Genomic DNA, 19923 nt, shown 5'->3' with positions numbered 1-19923 from the left:
GCGGCACCGGCGTGATGAGCCGGCTGTTCCACGCCTATGGCCCCTACAAGGGCCCGATCGAGGGGCGGCGCAATGGCGTGCTCATTTCCAACAGCGACGGCGCCAGCGTGGCCTATGCGCTCTGGTATCTGGAAGAGCGCGGGCAGATGTTCATCAACCCGGGCGAAGCCGTCTATGAGGGCATGATCATCGGCGAGCACACCCGCAGCAACGATCTCGAGGTCAACCCGCTGCGCTCGAAGCAGCTGACCAACATCCGCACCACCTCGAAGGACGAAGCGATCCGCCTGACCCCGCCTCGGCAGATGAGCCTCGAGCAGGCACTGGCCTATATCCAGGACGACGAACTGGTTGAGGTGACGCCGAAGTCGGTGCGCTTGCGCAAGGCGCTGCTCTCGCCGCATGACCGCAAGAAGGCGGAACGCGCGGCGGAGGCGGAAGCGGTCTGACGAAATCTCCCTCCCCCTTCAGGGGGAGGGGTAGGGGTGGGGGCACTGCAGCCGTGGTGTCGCCATCAACGCGACGGCGGTTGATCCAGTGCCCCCAACCGCTGCTGCATCCAGAACTGGATCTAAAGCATCGCGGCTGCACGTACCCCCATCCCGACCTTCCCCCTGAAGGGGGAAGGAGAAGAGAGCGTGCGCGGCAGAGCCGCGCTCTACCTATTTCCGGTTATCGATGCTGACCGGGCCGGCGCCGAAGTAGACGAAGGCGAGCAGGCCGCCGGCGATGGCGAGGTTCTTCTGGAAGTTCATCATCTCGGTGAACTGGCTGAAGTCGTTGTGAAAGAAGACCGCGGTCACGACCGCGAACAGGGCCATCGCGGCGGCGACCCAGCGCGCCTTGAAGCCGAGCACCAGCAGAATGCTGCCGCCGAGCTCGATGGCGATCGCCGCGGCGGCGGCCAGCGCCGGCAGCGGAACATTGTGTTGTGCGGTGTATTCGACCGTGCCCTGGAAGCCGGTGAGCTTCGAGAAGCCGGCCGGCGCGAACAGGATCGCGATCAGGACGCGGCCGAGCAGCGGCGCAAAGCGCAGGGATTCCGACATGAGGTCTCCTCCATCAAAGGGGTTCGATGGACGGTCGACTCCCCCGACAGTCCGAAGCCGACCATAACAGAGGTCCCGATTCGCAGGCGAGAGTCGCCGCAGCGGACGGACTGTCCTCTATTCAGAAACGGCGGAGCAGATCGAGGAAGCGCGCGGCGATCCGGTCGGGCGCGCGTTCCGGCGCCGTCGACTCGGCGCGGGCCGCCGCCGCGCATTGCCGGTAGAGATCCGCATCGTCCCAGAGCCGGTTGAAGGCCGCGCGCCAGGCGTCGAAGCCGGCATCGAGCGGCACCGCGAGGCCGCCGCCGCCCAAGGTCTCGGGCAAGGCGCCCCGGTCGGAGGTGAGTGCCGGGATGCCGGAGAGCTGCGCCTCGGCCACCACGCGACCGAAGGTCTCCTCGTGGATGCTCGGCATCAGCACCAGGCGGGTCTTGGCATAGGCCTCGCGCATGTCCTCGACCGGCGGCCAGAGCGCCACGTTGTTCAAGCTCCGGGCGCGGTTCATCAGCACCACGCGCCAGGTGTCGTGGATGTTCCAGCTCTCGACCGCGAGAAAGGAAAGGTCCGGCCGGGCCGCCGCCAGGCGGAAGAAGAGCTCGACGCCCTTGCGCAGGCTCGGGTTCACCAGCAGGACCGAGTCGCCCGGCTGCGCCACCCGGTAGCGCTCGGGCTCGATCAGCGGCGGCATCACCGGCGGGCGTAGGCCGAGCAGGGTCTCGATGCGGCGCGCGGTGAAATCGGAATTGGCGACCAGCATCAGGTCGGCGCGCGCGAGCGGGCTGGCGCCGAGATCGGCGGCCTCGACATTGGTGACATGGAGCGCCGCCTTGACCCCGGACTGCAGGCCTTGCGCGACCAGCGGGAGGCTCAGCGGACCGTAGGGATAGATCGCGATCGTCGGCTTGAATGCGGCGAGCACCGCGGCGAAATGCGCCGACAGGTCCGGGGCGCGGTAGACCGGATAGCCGAGCGCATCGTCGCGGGCGAAAGCGTCGCCCTTGCGCTCGCAGCAGACGGCGACGTCGATGCCGGCCGCAAGCCAGCGCCCGGCCAGGGCATGGATGCTGATCTCGCGCCCGCTGGTGCTGTCGGGCAAATAGGCATGCGGGTTGGCGAAGAGGATGCGCATCGCCGCCCGCGACAGGCCTGGGCCGGTCAGCTGCCGAAGGGGTCGTCGACGTCCGGGGACGCGACCGTCGCCATGAACTGCCGCAGCGATTCCAGCGCCGGGTTGTTCGGCTGCGACTGTTCCTCGATCTGCGCGCGAATCTCGTGGATGAGCTCGGGGTTGTTTTCCAGCAGCGCCAGGTCCTGGTCCGGGAAGCGGCCGGCAAAGCCGCTCTCGGTGTTGAAGTTCCTGAGGAGATTGGCGAGCTCCTCATCGGTGATCTTCACCAGTTGCGGCGGGCCGCCGTCGGCCGGGAATTTGAAGGCGAAGCCCGGGCGGTAGATGCTCTCGCCGGTGTCCTCGTTCTTCAGCTCCTGGCCGTAGAGGAAGACCGCGTAGGCGTCCTGGCCGCTGCCCGCCGGCGGTTGGAAGAACAGGCCGATGCCGCCGCGCACGGTCATCGTGGCGGTCGGCGTCTTCACCGTGACATTGCCGTCCTTGGAGAGCTTGCCGCCGACGAACCTGAGCGCACCCTGGGCGAGGTCGATCGCCAGGCCGCCGTCGCCGGTCGAGGGATCGTAGACGAATTTATCGAGCGTCACCTCCGAGCCCTTGCCGACGGTCAGGGTCGAGCGGTCGGCGAAGATGACATTGGCGGTGCCGTCGGTGCTGGTGCGGATCTTCTGGTTCTCGACCAGGTCGGCGCCGATGGTGAGCGTCTGCTCGGCGGCACCGGGTGCCGCGCCGAAGGCGTCGGGCTTCACCGCGGCCACCGTGCCGATGCTGGGTGCATTCTGCGCCAGGGCTTCCGCGGTCGGACCGAAGGCCGCGCCGAGGCCGCCGGAAATCAAGCCGACGCCGAGCAACCATTCCCGTCTGATCATGGCCGGGGCTCCCTAAAATCTCCACCGGGCGGACATCGCCACGGTGAAGTTGTCGTAGCTGTAGTTCCGAAGGTTCGAATCGTCGCGCAGATATTGCAACTGCTGTGTGAGGCTCCAGGACTCGTTCAACGGGATCGTGTTCACCGCGTCAAACTGGAAGATATCGTCTTGCCGGCTGATATCGTCATGGACCGAGGGGTCGGGCGAGTCGTACCAGCGCGCCTCATAGCCGACCGCCAGGCCCGCCAGCCAGTCATAGGGCAGTAAGGAAATGGGCGAATTATAGGTCTGGTAGACCCCGACCGAGGCCTGCAGGCCCTTGTAATCGAGGAAATCCTGCTCGGTCCCGGCGGCGCGGCCGCCGAGGCTGCCGATGACGGTCGTGCCCGGGCGGACCAGCCAGGTCACGGTGGCGATGCCCTGGTGCTCGAAGCCGGTGTAATCCTCGGTCTCGCCCAGCGCGCCGACATGGTCATAGTCGCGGTAGATCGCGTCGTAGCCGAGTTCCAGGCTGAAGGTGTCGTTGAACACGAAGGTGGCGCCGAGGCCCGGGCCGCCGCCGCCCTCCAGCCATTCGCCATCGGTCGAGACCAGCTCGAAATTGACCCGGGGCTGCAGGCGGAAGAAGCCGCCGTCGCCGGGGAATGGGTTGAAGCCCAAGCCCACCTGGCCGGCGGCGCGGATGGTGTCGAGCTCGGAGTTCTGGGCGTAGAGCTGGCTGAAGCCGGCGAGCCGCGATTCCAGCGCCATCCCGTCCTGGCGGCCGAAATCCCAGGTGTGGTTCAGGTTGAAGCCCAGCACGCCGGAGAAGTCGTCCTCGGGATCGTCCTCGTTCGGCCGGTCGACCAGGTTGCTGTCGCCGAAGATCCGCTCGTGGTTCGGCCCGGCATTGGCGTTGGTCTGGTATTGCATGCCGGCGAAGAGACTGCCGGTCAGATGGCTGGACGAGGCCTTCTCCAGCGATTCCGAGCGCAGGGCCTCGGCCTGGGCCTTGACCTCAGGCGTGGTGTTGGAGGCGGCGAGCGCCGCCTCATAGGATTGCGCCGCCGCGGCGTCGCTGCCGATCCGCTGGTAGAGCTGGCCCAAGGTGACATGGAGCTCGGCCCGGTCGGGATAGAGCAGGACCAGCCGCTCCAGCACCGCGATCGCGCCCTCGATGTCGCCCTCGTCGATCAGCGCCTTGGCATAGGTGACGTTCTTCTCGAGATTGCCGGGATCCTCGAGCACGGCCTGGAAGGCCTGGTCGCTGGCGCTCTGGGCCTGGCCGCTGGCGCTCTGGGCGACCGCCGGATGGACCAGGGCCGGGAGCGCCGCCAGTGCGACCGCTGCCATCGCGATGGCGCGCAAACTCGGGACAGGCATTCGACGGTTTCCCCAAACCAGACCCTGCAACAGGGGCGGAACAATAACCTATTGCTCCGGGCCAGAAAATCCCCTGGTTAAAGAATCCTTAAAGGGTCAGGTGACGGGCCCGGGCGCCGCGCTCGATGGCCGCCGCCGGCAGCTTGCCGATCTGGAGCGAATAGCGGATCAGGTCCAGGAGGCGCGCCTCTTCCTGGCTGACCTTGCTGTCCGCCGCGGCGACGTCGCAGGCCAGCGCATAGGCGGTCTCGCGGAGCTTCTCCGGCAGCGCCTTCTTGATCTCGGCCAGCACCTTGTCGAGCCCGTCTTCCTGGTTCAGGAGATCGACGCAGCCCGCCGCGGTGGCGGCGATCTTCGAGCGGTCGAAATCGCGGAACACCGGGAGATGCGCGACCATGTCGCCGATCGAGGTCATTTCCGCGTCGGTCATGTCGCGGTCGGCGGCCGCCATCAAAACCATGGTGTAGATGAGGGCGGCATGGTGCTTGGTCGTCATGATCGATCCTGTCCTATCCTGATTTTGGCCGGGACTGTAGCGACCGGCCCCCACCGTTACAAGCCGGGCATAAGTCCCTGATTCCGTGGGTAGACGTTGCGGTGCGGCTTTGCCATGGTCGCGCTCCATGGAAGCCATCATCAATGTCGTCCTGCCGGTTTTCGCGATCATCGCCTCCGGCTGGTTCTGCGGCCGGATCGGGCTCTTGGGCGATGGCGCGTCCCAGGCCCTGAACGGCTTCACCTATTACGCCGCCTTGCCCGCCTTGTTCTTCGGCGCCATGGCGACGGCGCCGCTCGCCGAGACCTTCAACCTGCCCTTCATCCTCGACTACCTGGGCGCGGTGGTGGCGCTGGCGCTGCTGACCTGGCTGGTGGCGGCGCGGCTGTTCCCCGGCCGACGCGACCAGCCGCGCGGCGAGCAGATCGGCCTGCAGAACATGGCCGCCAATTTCTCCAACACCGGCTATATGGGAATCCCGCTGCTGCTGACCGCCTTCGGCGAGGCGGGCAAGCTCCCCGCGGTGATCTCGACCGTGCTGAACGGCGCGCTGGTGATGCCCTTCTACATCGCGGTGGTCGAATACAACCGCAGCGATGCCGCGCACCGCGCCCAGGTCTTCGCCGATGCCGGCCTCGGCGTGGTCAAGTCGCCGCTGGTCATCTCCGCGGTGCTCGGCATCCTGTGGTCGGCGATCGGGCTGCCGGTGCCGGTTTTCCTCTCACAGTTCTGCAACATCCTCGGTTCCGCGGCGCCACCGGCGGCACTCTTCGCCATGGGCCTCTTCATGGTGGGCAAGAGCTTCAAGGGCGACCGCGCCGAGATCGCGCTGCTAACCGTGTTCAAGCTGCTGATCCACCCGCTGCTGGCGGTCGCGATACTGGCGCTGATCCCGCTGGAGAAGACCTGGGCCGATTCGCTGCTGGTGCTCTGCGCCCTGCCGACCGGGTCACTGGTCTTCGTGCTCTCCAATCTCTATGGCGTCTATACCCAGCGCTCGACCGGGGTCATCATCGCCTCGACCTTCGGCTCGGTGGTGACCCTGTCGCTGCTGTTCAATCTGCTCGGCGTGCGCTGAGAATTTCGGGGGATTCCTTCATGGCGGAAATCAGCCTGCGCATCGATCTCGGCGAGGAGCACCGCTTCGGCCCCGGCAAGGCGCGGCTGCTGGAGCTGATCCGCGACACCGGTTCGATCAGCGCCGCGGGGCGCGCGCTCGGCATGTCCTATCGCCGCGCCTGGCTGCTGACCGACGAGCTGAACACGATGTTCGGCGCGCAGCTGGTGGAGCCGCAGCATGGCGGCGCCAAGGGCGGCGGCGCCCGGGTGACCCCGCAAGGCATCGCGACGCTCGAAGCCTACCGCCGCATCGAGGTCGCCGCGGAGGCGGCGCTGGAGAAGGAGCGCAAGCTGTTCAAGCGGGGGCGGAAGTAGCCGTCACTTCAACACCACGAAGCCGGCCTGCTCGAACACCCTCTTCGCGGCGTCGCTCTTCAGGTAGTCGAGATAGGCCTTGGCGGCGTCGGACTGCGCGCCCTGCACGGTCAGCGCCACCGGGTAGATGATCGGCGGATGGCTGTCGTCGGGGAAGGTGCTGAGCACCTTGACCTTCGCGACCTGCGCATCGGTCTGGTAGACGATGCCGAGCGGCGCCTCGCCGCGCTCGACCAGCGCCAATGCGGCGCGGACATTCTCGCCTTGCGCCAGGCTGCCTTCGACCTTCGACCACATCCCGAGTTTTTCCAGCGAGGCTTTCGCGTATTTGCCGGCCGGGACCGCGTTGGTGTCGGCGACCGCGAGCTTGCCGCCCTTGAGCGCGCCGGCGAGATCGTAGTTCGCATCGATGGTCACGGTCTCGCCGGCGTCGGCGGGGCCGACCAGGACCAGGTGGTTGCCGAGCAGATTGGTGCGGCTGCCGGCATCGATCAGGTTGGCCTTGGCGACATAATCCATCCAGGGCACGTCGGCGGAGATGAAGAGATCGGCGGGCGCGCCCTTCTCGAGCTGCTTCGCCAGCGCCGAGGAGCCGCCGAAGGCCGCCTTCACCTTGTGGCCGGAAGCCTTCTCGAAATCGACATCGATCCGGCCGAGCGCATCGGTGAGACTGGCCGCCGCCAGCACGGTGACCTCCGCGGCCTGGGCCGCGCAGGACACAGCCAGCAGCAGGCCGAGTGAAACGAGAATGCCGAGAAACCGCCGCACGGAAGCCTCCGATTCACGATATATCCGTTGGAATATATCGAGGGACATTTGCCGCCGCAAGCCTGGTCGCTTATATCTCGGGCTGGAGGTGAGCATGAGCGAAGATGTATGCGACAACGCGGCCGAGAGCCGGTTCGAGCTCGCGGTCGAGGGCCATCTGGCGGTGGCCGATTACAAACTGGATGGCAAGGTCATCACCTTCACCCATACCGAGGTGCCGCCGGCGCTGGGCGGCCAGGGCGTCGGCTCGCGGCTGATCAAGGGGGCCTTGGAGCAGGTGCGGGCGCGCGGCCTCAAGGTCGCGGCGAAATGCGATTTCGTCGCCGGCTATCTCGGCAAGCACAAGGAATACGGCGACCTGATCGCCTAAGCGGCGCCGCGGGCGGCGGTGGCGATGATGCGCGTGGCCGGCAGGGTCACCGTCACGGTGGTGCCGAAGCCGACGCGGCTTTCCAGCGCGATCGCGCCCTGGTGCAGCTCGACCAGCGACTTCACGATCGCGAGCCCGAGGCCGGTGCCGGGCGTACTTGCGCGCTTCGCGTCGGCGGTGCGGGCGAAGGGCTGGAACAGGTTCTGCATCTCCTCATGCGGAATGCCGCGACCGGTATCCCGGACGACGACGGTCGGGGCGCCGGCGGGATTCAACGCGCAGCTGATCCGCACCGCGCCGCCATTCGGCGTGAACTTCACCGCATTCGAGAGCAGATTGAGGATGATCTGCCGCAGCGCGCGCTCGTCGGCGAAGACCGGCGGCAGGTTTTCGTCGATGGTGGCCGTCAAGGAGACGCCGCCGCGCTCGGCCTGCATCTTCACCAGGCCGACCGCTTCCTTGGCCAGGGCGGCGAGACTGCATTCGCTTTCGGTGAGCTCGTGGCGCCCGGCTTCCAGCTTGGTGACGTCGAGCAGGTCGTTGATCAGGCTCAGGAGCAGCTGGCCGCTGCGCTGGATGTGGTCGGCATACTCGTCGTAGCGCGCATTGCCGAGCGGCCCGTAGATTTGGTGCCGCATCAGATCGGAGAAGCCGATGATCGCATTCAACGGCGTGCGCAACTCGTGGCTGACATTGGCGAGCAGCATCGACTTGGCGGAGTTGGCCTGCTGCGCCTCGTCGCGTGCGGAAGCAAGCGTCAGGGTCATGCGCTGCAGGGTCGCGACATTCTCGGCCAGCGCCACACTGGCGCGGCGGCGCTGCTCGACCGCGACGATCGCCAGGGCCAGCAGGGCGATTCCGGCAAAGCCGATCCAGAGCGAGCGCAAGACTTCGAGGATCAGCCCGTAGCGGTCGACCAGCAGGAGGAAGCGCCAGGGCGCCCCCGCGACCGGATTGAGGTAGACCACCCAGCCGCCATGGCGATGGAAGGCGTCATCATAGTCATGCGACGAGAGCTCGCCGGCGTCGAGATCGGGTGACGGCGGAAGCACTTCCGCCAGGTCAACCAGCCGCTCCGGCGGAAGACCGGCGGAGTCGGCGATGACGTGATTCTGGGCGTTGACCAGCAACGCGCGGCTGCGGCCGAAATCGGTCTGCGCGAGCAGGCGGTCGAAGGTGCCGAGGGTGAGGTCGAGGTTGATGGTCCCGCGGAAGCGGTTGGACTTGTCATAGACCGGCCGGCCGACGGTGGCCATCAGGCCCTTGCCGGCCGCATCGACATAGAGGTCGGTCCAGAACTGCGCGCGGCCCGGGTTGCGTTCCGGGATCCCGCCCTTGAAGAACTCGTAGCCGAGCAGGGCTTCCTGCCAATGGAAGTCGCGCGACGGCACCCAGGGTGCCATGACGATGAAATGATTGGCCGAGGTGTAGTATATCCAGGCGGCGTCGGGGATCTGGGCATGGGTCGCCTGGAGCACCGCCCCCAGCGACAGGCCCATCAGCATTTCGCGGCCGGCACCGCTCTGGATCGGCGGGATCTCGCCAGAGCCGGTCAGATTGACCAGCTGGTCCGGGCTCGAGTTCGGCGGCAGGCGGTCCAGGGCATAGCCTGAAAAAGACTCCGCGGGAGCGAGGCCGGCAAAGGCGCGGCGCGCGCCGAAAGTGGGCGCCGGCTCTTCGAGCAGCGCTTCCGCCTGGCGGCGCATGAGATCGACATGACCGGTCGAGGTGTTCACCAAAGTCGACACGTTCTCGGCAACGTCGGAGAGCTGAAGGTGCAACTGGTCGAGCCGCGCCTGGTATTCGCGCTCGCCGGTCGCCCAGAGGCCGCAGCCGGCTGCCGCCATCACGGCAGCATAGGCGACGTAGGCCAGCGCCTTGCCGCGGAGCTGGGGCAGACGGGTTCTCATGCGGTGAGATGCCCGGGATCAATTGATCTGGAGCAGGTGTCGCAACGATTCATGAGTTCACTATGAACCGCTGCACTTAAATTCCGCTTAACCCGGGGTGCGACCGATGCCGCACTTGCACCCTAAGTGTGATTTTCAGCGCGATGTTGCAGGAAATCGGCGGTGACCTCGATCGCCTGTTTCAACCCGACTCGCTCGACGGCAACGCCCTCAGGAAATGCGGTCAGCAGGCGGGATGGCATCGCCTTGTCCAGCAGAACGAAGACGCCGCGGTCGTCGGCTCGGCGAATGAGACGGCCGAAAGCCTGTTTCAGTTTCAGACGGGTGAGCTGATCCTCGTATTCCGTGCCGCCGAAATGCTCCTTGCGCGCCTTGTGCAGGATGTCGGGGCGCGGCCAGGGCACGCGGTCGAACACCATCAGCCGAAGCGCACGCCCCGGCACATCGACGCCGTCGCGCACCGCATCGGTGCCGAGCAGGCAGGCATCCTCCTCGCCACGGAAGATGTCGATGAGCGTGGCGGTGTTCATGGCATCGACATGCTGGGCCAGGAGATCGATGCCAGCGCTCTCCAGCGCCGGCGCGATCCGGCGATGCACGGCGCGCAGCCGCGAGATCGCCGTGAAGAGGCCGAGCGCGCCGCCCTTCGCCGCGAGGAAGAGACTGCGATAGGCGGCGGCGATCTGCTCCATGTCGTCGCGGGCGAGGTCGTTGACGATCATGACCCTGGTCTGCGCCGGATAGTCGAAGGGCGAGGGCACGCGGACCCGGAAGGCAGGCTTGGGGAGGTGGCGCGCGCCGGTGCGCGCCTCGGCGCCGCCCCAGGATTCGGCGGTGCCGCTGCCGTCGGTCAAGGTGGCCGAGGTGACGACGATGCCATGCGCGGGCCTGGCCACCACCTCGGCGAAGGGCCGCATCGGATCGCGCCAGTGGCGGAACAGGCCGACGTCGAGCTCGCGACCGTCGCTGCGCTCCAGCGCGAACCAGTCGACGAAGTCGGGCGGCGTCTCGGATTTCAACGAAGCCAGCATCTCCCGCCAGGCGGTGAGCTCGTTCTCGGCGCGGCGCGCGATGCCGCGGGCCATGGCCTCGATGCGCAGCCGTGTGGTTGGGTCGAGCACGTCGGCATCGGTGTCGAGGCGCTTGGCGAGGCGCTGCGCCAGCTCGCGCATCGGCACCTGCAGATGTTTCAGCGCGAGGTCGAGCGCTTCAGCGGTTTCGATCACGCGCGGATCGACCGGCTGGGTGGCGCATTCGAGGCTGTAGCCGGCGCGATCCTCGGGAGCCCGCGCCAGGACCTGGCCGCGCACGGTGGCGAGGAAGGCTTCGCTCTGGTTGCCCGGCAGCCCATCGGCGATACGCTGATGCCAGCCATCGCCCGGCAATGCGCGGGCCGCCGACATGATCGCGTCCAGCAATTCGAGGCCGCGGGCATCGTCCAGCACCAGATCCTCGATGCGCCGGCGCAGGCCGCGCGCCCGGCTGCGCCGTCCGCCCTCGCCGCCGATCAGCCAGCGGCGGAGATCGGTCGCCTCTTGTCCGGAGAGGTGCGCGGCGAAAGCGGAATCGACCGCGGAGAAGAGATGATGGCCTTCATCGAAGACATAGCGGGTCGGGAGATTCTGCTCCTCGGGGCCGAGCGCGGCCTGGATCATCACCAGCGCATGGTTGGCGATCACGATCTCGGCCTTGCGGGCGCGGCGCACGCTCTTCTCGATGAAGCAGCGGCCGTAATGCGGGCAGGCGGAATAGACGCATTCGCCGCGCCGGTCGGCGAGGCCCATGGTCCGCGCCTGGCCGAGGATGTCGGGCAGCCAGCCGGGGAGATCGCCGCCCGCCATGTCGCCGTCGCGGGTCGCCATGGCCCAGCGCGCCATCAGCCCGAAGGCGATCGCATCCAGGGGACGCTGGCCCAGCTCGCCGGCCAGCTCGGCGAGATTGAGCAGGCAGAGATAGTTCTCGCGGCCCTTGCGGATCACCACCTTCTCGGCTTTCAGCGCCGGATTGGCGTAGAGGCGATCGAGTTCGCCGTCGATCTGGTGCTGCAGATGGCGGGTGAAGGTGCTGATCCAGACCGGGCCGCGATTCTTCTCGGCCCAGAGTCCGGAGGGCGCGATATAGCCGAGGGTCTTGCCGACGCCGGTGCCGGCCTCGGCGAGAACGACATGCGGCTCGTCCTCGTTGTCGCGCGGCGCAAAGGCCGGCACCAGGGCCGAGGCGTAATCGGCTTGGCTCGGGCGATCTTCCGAGTCGGTTCCCAGCAAATGGCGCAGGCGATCACGGGTTTCGGTCGAGGTGACGGGGATGCTGTCGGCCTGCGGCTGCGGCGCCGTCTCCGACCATTCCGGCAGATCCTCCCAGACGCCGACACCGGGCGTCGCGCGGCCTTCGCCATGTCCGTCGAAGGCCGGGAGCGCCATGAGCACAGCCTCGCCCCAGGCCCAGCCGTGGCGCGCCATGGTTTCGGCGATCCCGCGCGTACGCCAGCGCTTGCGGTCGAGGGTCTGCAGCTCGCGCAGCAAGGCGCGGGCGCAGGCGCGCAGGATCTCGGCCTGACGCTCGGGCTGCAGCGGATGCGCGGGGCCCGGCGGCAGCAGGCCGAGCGCCTGGGCGACCCCGGTCGGCGTCGGCAGGCAGAAACTCGCGGGGCGCACGAAGGCATAGAGCTCGAGGATGTCGAAGGCCGGGAAGCGCTCGGTTTTTAGGCGCCGACAGACGGCGGGCAGGTGGCAGAGCAGCGGTGTCTCGCTGCGAGCGTGGCGCACCGCCTCGGCATGGGAGAGGCGGCGCAGTGTCCCGTCGGCATAGCGCCAGACGGCGTCCTTCAGACCGACGACCAGGACCGGCCGGTCGGTGCGAACCGGAGGGGAGACGAGCGCCATGAGGTTGGTTTATCGGCAGAAACGGGGTGAACGCAAGGGGAACCGCTGCGGTGTTTAACGATGCGTGGCGGCTGACAGCGGCTTGGCCGGGCTAGGCTGCGGCGCGAGCCCGCGACGCCTTGGTGCTGCGCGCGGGCGGGGCGCCGAACATGCGGTGATACTCGCGGGTGAACTGGGAGACGCTTTCGTAGCCGACCGAGAACGCGGCGCTGGCTGCCTGGGCACCTTCGGAGAGCATCAGGCGTCGCGCCTCGATCAGGCGAAGGTGCTTCTGGAACTGCAGCGGCGACAGCGAGGTCACAGCGCGGAAATGCTGGTGAAAAGTTGAAGCGCTCATGCCGGCCTCCGCAGCCAGCCGTTCGACACGGAGCGGCTTCGCGTACTCGGCGCGCAGGATGGCGACGGCGCGAGCCACCCGCTGCGCCTGCCCGCCCGGCCAGGCGATGTTGCGGATTGCCGGGCCGTGCCGGCCAGCCAGCAGCCAATAGTGCATCTCGCGCACCAGCGCGCATTGCAGAATCGGCACCGCACTCGGGCGGTCAAACAGGCGCATCAGCCGGAGCGCCGCCTCCGCGACCTCGGCCTCGGTCTGATCGACCCGCACCGGGGCGCCGCGGGCGGTCGGGCCGGGCATCATCTCGGCGATGAGATCGGCGATGACGCCGGGATCGAGCTCCAGCACCAGGGAGAGATAGGGCGCGGCCCGGCTGGCCTTGGTGATCTGGCTGACGGTCGGCACGTCGGCGGTGATCAGCAGCGAATCGCCGGCGCTGAAGTCGAAATCCTGGCGGCCCATCGTGACCCGCTTGCTGCCCTGGACGACCAGGCAGACCAGCGGGCGCGAGACCGCGTGCACCAGGTCGCTCGGTGCCGTTGCCCGCACGGTGCTGAGGCCCGGGATCGGCGTCGGCGCCATGCCCGCCGCATCGGCATGGGCCTCGGCATGGCGGCGCAGGGTTTCGAGCAAGTCGGTCATGCGGTCAATCTAGCGTGGCCACGGGCCGGGCGCACCCTCTCTCGGAGGATTGGGCAAGGAAGCGCGAGGTTCCGGCAACACCCGGTGCAGGTTCGGGGCGATATCGGATGGGTCACAGCAACCAAAGGAGACCCCTCCCATGAGCAAGATCACCCTCGTCACCGGCGGCAGCCGAGGCCTCGGCCGCAACACCGCGCTCAGCATCGCCCGCCAGGGCGGCGACGTCGTCATCACCTATCGCAGCCGCGCCGAGGAGGCCAAGGCGGTGGTGGCCGAGATCGCGGCGCTCGGCCGCAAGGCCGTGGCGCTGCAGCTCGACACCGGCGACGTCACGGCCTTCCCCGGCTTCGCCGCGACGCTGCGCGCGGCATTGCAGGAGACCTGGAAGCGCGACCGCCTCGATCACCTGGTGAACAATGCCGGCCATGGCGACTATGCGCTGATCGGCGAGATGACCGAGGCGCAGTTCGACGGGCTGGTGAATGTCCACTTCAAGGGCGTGTACTTCCTGACCCAGACGCTGCTGCCGCTGATCGCCGACGGCGGCCGCATCGTCAATCTCTCGAGCGGCCTGACGCGGGTGACGTTTCCGGGATACGCGGCCTATGCGGCGGTCAAGGGCGGCGTCGAGGTGTTGACCCGCTACATGGCGCGCGAGCTCGGCAAGCGCGGGATCGCGGTCAATACGGTCGCGCCGGGCGCGATCGAGACCGATTTCGGCGGCGGCGCGGTGCGCGACAATCCGGAGATCAACAAGCTGTTCGCCGAGATGACCGCGCTCGGCCGCGCCGGGCTGCCGGACGACATCGGCCCGATGATCGCAAGCCTGCTCTCCGAAGAGAATCGCTGGGTGAACGCGCAGCGGATCGAAGTCTCCGGCGGCCAGGGGATCTAGCTCTGGAAAGCGGCGCCGGCGCCATCCTTGCGCGCCGGCGCCCGACGCCGGTCAGCCGCGCTTGATGCCGGCGATCAGGATGTCGACCATCCGGCGGCCGCGCGGGACCCAATCCGATCCGGTGCCCATATAGGCGAGCCCGCCGATCGCGAACAGGAGATCGAAGGGCACGACGTCGCGCCCTATGTCGCCATTCGTTTTCGCCCGCTCGACCAGCGTGGCGATCGCGCCTTCGAGCCGCGGCTTGGTCTGCGCCTGCAAGGCCGCTGCGCCACCGGCCAGGCTGGCGATGAGGTCGTGCATCAGTTTCTTGGTCGCGATGTAGTCGACGAACAGGAACAGCCATTGCCGCAAGGCTTCGAGCGGCGGTTGCTCTTTCATCAATCGATCGGCATCGGCGGCGAGCCGTTCCAGCGCATCGCGATAGACCTGCTCGACCAGCGCATCGCGGGTCGGGAAGTGCCGGTAGAGCGTGCCGATGCCGACCCCGGCCTTGCGCGCGACCTCCTCCAGCGTGGTCGCGGCACCGCTCTCGGCGAAGCAGGCCTTACCCGCGGCCAGCAGCAAGGCGCGGTTGCGCGCTGCATCCGCCCGCGGCTTCCGGCCGGCGGCTCTGGTCTCGGATCGCGGTTCTTGGGCGGGCGATCTGGCCACGCGCATTTTCCTCTTGCTAAACGGAGGATGCCTCCGTATATAAACGGAGGCAAGCTATCATTTAATGCTGTTCGGCCCGGCCTTCAAGCCAAGACCGGCCGCGATCTTCTGCACTCTGAACGACGGAGAGAAATTATGCCTGATTCCAATGGCTTGGCGCCGTTCGGCGCCACCTCGACCACCGATGAAGTGCTGGCCGGCATCGATCTCCGCGGCAAGCGCGTGCTGGTAACCGGCGTCTCGGCCGGGTTGGGCGTCGAGACCGCCCGTGCCTTGGCCGCGCGCGGCGCGCATGTGATCGGCGCCGCCCGCGACCTTCGGAAGGCGGAATCGGCGATGGAGCAGGCCTGGGCCGCGGCGCGGAACGGCGGCGGGGTCGAGCTGATCGAACTGGATCTCGCCGCGCTCGCCAGCGTGCGCAGCGCGGCCGACCGGTTGGTCGCCGCCGGAAAGCCGCTCGACCTGGTCATCAACAATGCCGGCGTGATGGCCTGCCCGCTGCTGCGCACCGAAGACGGATTCGAGATGCAGTTCGGCACCAACCATCTCGGCCATTTCGTCTTCACCAACCGCATCGCACCGCTGCTGCGCGCAGGCTCGCGCGTGGTCGCGCTGGCCTCGATGGGACATCGCTCTGCCGATATCGATCTCGACGATCCGAACTTCGAGCGCACGCCCTATGATCCCTGGCAGGCCTATGGACGCTCCAAGACCGCGAATATCCTGTTCGCCGTCGCCTTCGACAAGCGGCACCGCGAGCGGGGCGTGCGCGCAACCGCGGTGCATCCCGGCGGCATCAAGACCGAACTCGGCCGGCACTTGAGCGACGCCGATTTCGACACGCTGCTGGCGCGGCTGAACGCGGACCTCGCCGCCAAGGGCAAGCCGCCGTTCTGGCTGAAGACCGTTCCGCAGGGGGCCGCGACCTCGGTCTGGGCGGGCGTGGTTGCGCCGGCCGAAGCGGTCGGCGGGCGCTATTGCGAGAACTGCCAGGTGACCACCCGGGTCACCGACGGCGACATCGACATGGTGGATGGCGGCGTGCGGCCCTACGCGGTCGATCCCGCCCGCGCCGAAGTCCTCTGGGCGAAGAGCGAGGCATTGGTCGGCGAGAGCTTCATGTGAAGCAAGCGAGTCGCCGCGCCTAGCGGAAGCAGCCGTCGACCAGCATGCGGAAGGCGACGGCGCGGTGGCTCATCTCGAGTTTCTTCGCCGGGTCCATCTCACCGAAGGTGATGTCGTGACCGGTCGGGACGAAGATCGGGTCATGGCCGCAGCTGCCGCGCGGCGCATCGGCGAGCGGGCTTGGTTTATCGGGTGAGTGCGGGCGAACGCAAGCGGAACAAGTGGGTGTGCTCGGGCCACCGCTCAGCGCCGTGTGTCTTTCCGCGGCTGGTACCAGAACCATCGAGGGAGATTCATGCTGCGTGGCAGGTCATAGGCCTCGGTCAGAATGCGCGCGCATTGCGAAACCATCCCGACATGGGGTTCCGCGGAGAAGGCTATGGGGTCGTCATCGAAGGGCGGCGTCAGGGGTCGCATCCATTGGAAGGAATCCGGCACTCGCAAGGTAGCCGCCTCCCGTTCGCCCTCCGCGGGCAGCCTGATCAGTTTGTCGGGCGTGAACCAGTCATCCACCGTATATTCGCGTGGCGCCTCGGCCCACCCACCGCCGCTGTCCGGCAGCGCACTGAACAGCGGCCAAGTATCGACGGCGATGCGATCGACGCTCCCGTCTGCCGACATCGACTTGCGAAAGATCGTGCCCGTCAGTTCCGGTACTATCACCTCGCCGAAGACCGGATCTGGATTCCACGCGGCGACGCCGGGCGCAAGAACTTCGCGGCCATTCTCGCGGTCAAGCCAGCCGTACCGACTGTCGGTGAAATCATCCACGCCGATGAGACCCTTCGCATCCAGACGCACGTGGATGCCGACCGGCAAGCTGTAGCAATAAAAGCCGCGAAATCGCAGATCGCCGGCCAAGTCGAATTGCTCCACAAGGCCGTGCAGCCCACCGATCCATGAAGCCGGGTCCCGGTCGCCTCCGCGCTGCCAGGAAAACGGCATGATCGTCGTGCCGTACTTCCCGCGAGTGACGAGGCCCCGTTTTCGGTCGGTCACCTCGAACGGCCCATAGGGTCCGAACTGCCTCACGCTGATGCGAAACGTCTCGCGGCCTTCATCGTCGAAACCCGTCACCGGACCGGTCGCATACATCTGGCCATACGCATCGTACTGGATGCGTCGCGTGTCGGCCGGCACGAACTCTGCTGGAAAGCTCGAATAGTTGGAGAGGTGGAGGAGGAAGGCGATATCATCGGATCCGGCCGGCACTCCGGAAACACGGATGGTCGCCGGTCCGTTGATGATGCCCCCGCGACAAGTGACCAGGAGCGATTCGACGGCGGACGCTCCCCATTCGGGCAGGATCTCGGAGATGACGAGATCGAGGCGCGTGCCATCGGGTTTGGATTCGCAAACGGGCGGAAGCTCCGGGGGCGCCGCCGAATATCCGAGAGCGTCCGCCGCCTGCATGAATGCGGCAAACACGGCCCCGACTAGAAGGGCGGGCCGCGCCCACCGGGCTTTGTGCCAGCGCATCGAACCCCACAGCGTCGATGTAACCCAGCGAAATCGGCCGGCGTCGGCGAAAGACTAACATCCTCGCAGGCGCTCCGCGAGGCGCGGTCGTCGTTAACGCGCTACTTGAAGCAGCCTTCGACCAGCATGCGGAAGGCGACGGCGCGGTGGCTCATCGCGTGCTTCTGCGCGGGGTCCATCTCGCCGAAGGTGATGTCGAAACCGTCGGGGATGAAGATCGGGTCGTAGCCGAAGCCGCGATTCCCGCGCGGCGCATCGGCCAGCGTGCCGTAGACCTTGCCTTCGAAGACTTCGCAGTGGTCATCGGGCCAAGCCAAGGCGAGGGCGGCGACGAAATGCGCGCCGCGCGGCTTGCCGACAATGCCTTTGAGGACGCGGTCCATGGCGAAGCCGAAATCCTTCGACGGCCCGGCCCAGCGCGCGGAGAAGATGCCGGGCGCACCGTCCAGCGCGTCGACGCAGAGGCCGGAATCATCGGCCAAGGCCGGCAGCTTCGCGGCGCGGGTGGCGGCCAGCGCCTTCAGCCTGGCATTGCCGATGAAGCTGTCCTCGGTCTCCTCGGGCTCCGGTAGCCCGAGCGTGCCGGCGGAGATCACCTCGATATCTAAGTGTTGGAGCAGCTCGGCGATCTCCTTCGCCTTGCCGGGATTGTGGCTGGCGAGAACCAGCTTCTTCTCGGTGAAGCGGCGCGGCATTTAAAGACCGAGTGCCTGCTTCTGCAGCGCGCCCAGTTCGTTGACGCCTTTGCGGGCGAGCTTCAGCAATTCCAGGAACTGCGCCTCGGAAAAGGCGTGCTTCTCCGCGGTGCCCTGGACCTCGACGATGCCGCCGGAGCCGGTCAGCACGAAATTGGCGTCGGCCTCGGCCGCGGAATCTTCCTCGTATTCGAGGTCGAGCACGCACTGGCCGTTGTGGATGCCGCAGGAGACCGCCGCCACCTGGTCGATGAGCGGGATGGTCTTGAGCGCGCCCATCTCCTTCATGAAGGCGAAGCAGCGATAGAGCGCCACATAGGCGCCGGTGATCGCCGCGGTGCGGGTCCCGCCATCGGCCTGGATCACGTCGCAGTCGAGGCGGATCTGGCGCTCGCCGAAGCCGGTCATGTCGGTGACGGCGCGCAAAGACCGGCCGATCAGGCGCTGGATCTCCTGGGTGCGGCCGGACTGCTTGCCCTTGGCCGCCTCGCGGTCGGTGCGGCTGTGGGTCGAGCGCGGCAGCATGCCGTATTCGGCGGTGACCCAGCCCTTGCCGCTGCCCTTCAGGAAGCTCGGCGCCTTCTCCTCGAGCGTGGCGGTGCAGAGCACATGGGTATTGCCGAACTTGGCGAGGCAGGAACCCTCGGCATAGCGGTTGACATCGACCACCAGCTCGACGGCGCGCAATTGGTCGGCCGATCTGCCGGACGGCCGGGCAGCAACAGAAGCCATGAAACGATCCCTGGAATGAAGGCCGGAGACGGCGCGGAAACTACACGGGGGCGTCAGCGCGATCAATCAGGATGCATTCATTGCGGGGCACCCCCTCCTCACCTCCCCCGAAGACGGGGGAGGAAGATGGCACGCGCGGTGCGCCCCTCCCCCGGCTTCGGGGGAGGCTGGGAGGGGGTGCCCCGGACTCGCGGCTGATTGATCAGCCCTGCTTGCGGAGGATGGCGCCCCAGCGGTCCTGGACGATGCTGAAGCCGGCGGGAAGATGCGCGCGCATGGCTTCGACGGTATGGCGGCGGCCGACCATGCTGCCGTCCGGCTGGGGCACCGGGGTGTTGTCCAGGATGGCGAAGGTCTTCGGCGCCAGCAGGCTGCAGACATTGGCAAGGTAGCGCGGCAAGGCCGATTCCTCGACATGGGGCAGCACCTTGCGCGAGAACAGGAAGTCGGGCTTGAGGGCCGCGATCTCGCGCAGCACCGGTTCCGAGATGACGCCGAGCCGAACCTGCTTCTCGGCGATGAGGTCGGCGAGGCGGGCGCGGCCGAACTCGTAGAAATGGTCGCTGAGGTCGATGCCGTAGAAGCGACCCCGGTCGAGATAGTGGATGATCGGCTCCGCAGCCCAGAGCGACCCGCAGCCGTATTCGATGCAGAGATGCCCGGGCTTCAGGCCGTATTCGATCATGCGCTGGGCCCAGCGCTCGGCCTTGGCGCGGGTATAGGCCTCGTCGCGGATCTTGGCGCCGAGCGTGCTGTGCTCCGCGCCGGCGGCCAGCTTCTTCTCCATGAAACGGAGATAGCGTTCCTCCGCCGGCTTGCGGAACAGCGCCTTGATACGCTTGAAAGCTTTTTGCACGGGGGACGCCTCGGGACGCGCCAAAGTGGAGTTCTTCAAAATCAACAATCGCCAAGGTTCTGAACCGGGCACGCTCATACGACATTCCCGGGGGATCGGCAACGTGCCAGAGCGCGCTAGATGTCGTTGCTATAGAGGTTGTTCACCCGGGCCGACCGGAGGAAGCTGGTTGTTGCGAAGCAAACAGCGTCTTTCTGGGGGCCCGGATGAACGTGCATAAGAATGCGCGCACCACCCCGTTCAGTCGA

At 67.3% G+C, this 19923-nt stretch carries 20 protein-coding genes and 1 pseudogene; 6 read left to right on the top strand and 15 right to left on the bottom strand.

The genetic code is table 11. The features are described 5' to 3' along the window. Window positions 1–449, top strand: a pseudogene (locus ACH2CY_RS28015) (translational GTPase TypA); the annotation flags it as partial. Between the two features lie 213 nt (window positions 450–662). Here the strand turns inward: ACH2CY_RS28015 and ACH2CY_RS28010 are convergent. The 5 genes from ACH2CY_RS28010 to ACH2CY_RS27990 form a co-directional block, all read right to left on the bottom strand. Next, on the bottom strand, window positions 663–1049 hold the full coding sequence (locus tag ACH2CY_RS28010) for a DoxX family protein (protein ID WP_395023318.1): 387 nt from the start codon (window positions 1047–1049) through the stop codon (window positions 663–665). A gap of 121 nt (window positions 1050–1170) precedes the next feature. After that, window positions 1171–2178, bottom strand: coding sequence for a glycosyltransferase (locus tag ACH2CY_RS28005; RefSeq protein ID WP_395023317.1), 1008 nt, complete (start codon window positions 2176–2178; stop codon window positions 1171–1173). Between the two features lie 26 nt (window positions 2179–2204). Beyond that, complete coding sequence (locus ACH2CY_RS28000) at window positions 2205–3041, bottom strand: FecR domain-containing protein (RefSeq protein WP_395023316.1); 837 nt, start codon at window positions 3039–3041, stop codon at window positions 2205–2207. Between the two features lie 12 nt (window positions 3042–3053). Continuing rightward, window positions 3054–4403, bottom strand: a complete 1350-nt coding sequence (locus tag ACH2CY_RS27995; protein WP_395023314.1) for a tetratricopeptide repeat protein — start codon at window positions 4401–4403, stop codon at window positions 3054–3056. Between the two features lie 88 nt (window positions 4404–4491). Then, window positions 4492–4899 carry a tellurite resistance TerB family protein gene (locus ACH2CY_RS27990; RefSeq protein ID WP_395023313.1) on the bottom strand — a complete coding sequence of 136 codons (408 nt, stop codon included), beginning with the start codon at window positions 4897–4899 and terminating at the stop codon, window positions 4492–4494. Window positions 4900–5026: 127 nt separating this feature from the next. Between ACH2CY_RS27990 and ACH2CY_RS27985 the strand changes: the two genes are divergently transcribed. Both ACH2CY_RS27985 and ACH2CY_RS27980 read left to right on the top strand, forming a co-directional pair. Further along, the gene (locus tag ACH2CY_RS27985) at window positions 5027–5977 is read left to right on the top strand and encodes an AEC family transporter (RefSeq protein WP_395023312.1); all 951 of its coding nucleotides are present in this window, start codon (window positions 5027–5029) and stop codon (window positions 5975–5977) included. Between the two features lie 20 nt (window positions 5978–5997). Beyond that, window positions 5998–6333: a winged helix-turn-helix domain-containing protein gene (locus ACH2CY_RS27980; RefSeq protein WP_395023311.1), complete on the top strand. Its 336-nt coding sequence runs from the start codon at window positions 5998–6000 to the stop codon at window positions 6331–6333. Between the two features lie 3 nt (window positions 6334–6336). Here ACH2CY_RS27980 and modA read toward each other — a convergent pair whose 3' ends face one another. Further along, window positions 6337–7101 carry a molybdate ABC transporter substrate-binding protein gene (gene modA / locus ACH2CY_RS27975; RefSeq protein ID WP_395023310.1) on the bottom strand — a complete coding sequence of 255 codons (765 nt, stop codon included), beginning with the start codon at window positions 7099–7101 and terminating at the stop codon, window positions 6337–6339. 94 nt (window positions 7102–7195) lie between these two features. Between modA and ACH2CY_RS27970 the strand changes: the two genes are divergently transcribed. Next, on the top strand, window positions 7196–7471 hold the full coding sequence (locus tag ACH2CY_RS27970; RefSeq protein ID WP_395023309.1) for a GNAT family N-acetyltransferase: 276 nt from the start codon (window positions 7196–7198) through the stop codon (window positions 7469–7471). On the opposite strand, the gene ACH2CY_RS27965 is transcribed toward ACH2CY_RS27970, so the two are convergent. The 3 genes from ACH2CY_RS27965 to ACH2CY_RS27955 all read right to left on the bottom strand — a co-directional run bounded on the left by ACH2CY_RS27965 (window position 7468) and on the right by ACH2CY_RS27955 (window position 13239). Beyond that, window positions 7468–9381 carry an ATP-binding protein gene (locus ACH2CY_RS27965; protein WP_395023306.1) on the bottom strand — a complete coding sequence of 638 codons (1914 nt, stop codon included), beginning with the start codon at window positions 9379–9381 and terminating at the stop codon, window positions 7468–7470. The two genes, ACH2CY_RS27970 and ACH2CY_RS27965, sit on opposite strands and share 4 nt — an antisense overlap. 122 nt (window positions 9382–9503) lie before the next feature. Continuing rightward, complete coding sequence (locus tag ACH2CY_RS27960) at window positions 9504–12263, bottom strand: ATP-dependent DNA helicase (RefSeq protein ID WP_395023305.1); 2760 nt, start codon at window positions 12261–12263, stop codon at window positions 9504–9506. 91 nt (window positions 12264–12354) lie between these two features. Then, entirely contained in the window at window positions 12355–13239 is an 885-nt protein-coding gene (locus ACH2CY_RS27955) for an AraC family transcriptional regulator N-terminal domain-containing protein (protein ID WP_395023304.1), read from the bottom strand. Window positions 13240–13378: 139 nt separating this feature from the next. Between ACH2CY_RS27955 and ACH2CY_RS27950 the strand changes: the two genes are divergently transcribed. Continuing rightward, complete coding sequence (locus tag ACH2CY_RS27950) at window positions 13379–14134, top strand: SDR family NAD(P)-dependent oxidoreductase (protein WP_395023303.1); 756 nt, start codon at window positions 13379–13381, stop codon at window positions 14132–14134. 51 nt (window positions 14135–14185) lie between these two features. Here ACH2CY_RS27950 and ACH2CY_RS27945 read toward each other — a convergent pair whose 3' ends face one another. Continuing rightward, window positions 14186–14788 carry a TetR/AcrR family transcriptional regulator gene (locus tag ACH2CY_RS27945; RefSeq protein ID WP_395023302.1) on the bottom strand — a complete coding sequence of 201 codons (603 nt, stop codon included), beginning with the start codon at window positions 14786–14788 and terminating at the stop codon, window positions 14186–14188. Between the two features lie 135 nt (window positions 14789–14923). Here ACH2CY_RS27945 and ACH2CY_RS27940 point away from each other — a divergent pair, with 135 nt between their 5' ends. Further along, window positions 14924–15913 (top strand): SDR family NAD(P)-dependent oxidoreductase, encoded by a 990-nt coding sequence (locus tag ACH2CY_RS27940; RefSeq protein WP_395023300.1) that lies wholly within the window; start codon window positions 14924–14926, stop codon window positions 15911–15913. Between the two features lie 19 nt (window positions 15914–15932). Here ACH2CY_RS27940 and ACH2CY_RS27935 read toward each other — a convergent pair whose 3' ends face one another. The 5 genes from ACH2CY_RS27935 to ACH2CY_RS27915 form a co-directional block, all read right to left on the bottom strand. Beyond that, window positions 15933–16196 carry a non-canonical purine NTP pyrophosphatase gene (locus ACH2CY_RS27935; protein WP_395023298.1) on the bottom strand — a complete coding sequence of 88 codons (264 nt, stop codon included), beginning with the start codon at window positions 16194–16196 and terminating at the stop codon, window positions 15933–15935. After that, window positions 16157–17341, bottom strand: coding sequence for a hypothetical protein (locus ACH2CY_RS27930; RefSeq protein ID WP_395023297.1), 1185 nt, complete (start codon window positions 17339–17341; stop codon window positions 16157–16159). The genes ACH2CY_RS27935 and ACH2CY_RS27930 overlap by 40 nt, the downstream gene beginning before the upstream one ends. Before the next feature lie 152 nt (window positions 17342–17493). Next, window positions 17494–18087, bottom strand: coding sequence for an RdgB/HAM1 family non-canonical purine NTP pyrophosphatase (rdgB, locus tag ACH2CY_RS27925; RefSeq protein ID WP_395023296.1), 594 nt, complete (start codon window positions 18085–18087; stop codon window positions 17494–17496). Then, window positions 18088–18819, bottom strand: coding sequence for a ribonuclease PH (gene rph, locus ACH2CY_RS27920; protein ID WP_395023295.1), 732 nt, complete (start codon window positions 18817–18819; stop codon window positions 18088–18090). Between the two features lie 202 nt (window positions 18820–19021). Next, window positions 19022–19675 (bottom strand): SAM-dependent methyltransferase, encoded by a 654-nt coding sequence (locus ACH2CY_RS27915; protein ID WP_395023294.1) that lies wholly within the window; start codon window positions 19673–19675, stop codon window positions 19022–19024. Between the last annotated feature and the right edge of the window lie 248 nt (window positions 19676–19923).

The organism is Dongia sp., from assembly GCF_041905885.1.
In the GTDB taxonomy this organism is placed as follows: domain Bacteria; phylum Pseudomonadota; class Alphaproteobacteria; order Dongiales; family Dongiaceae; genus Dongia.
This window is presented reverse-complemented; position numbering and strand designations above follow the sequence as displayed.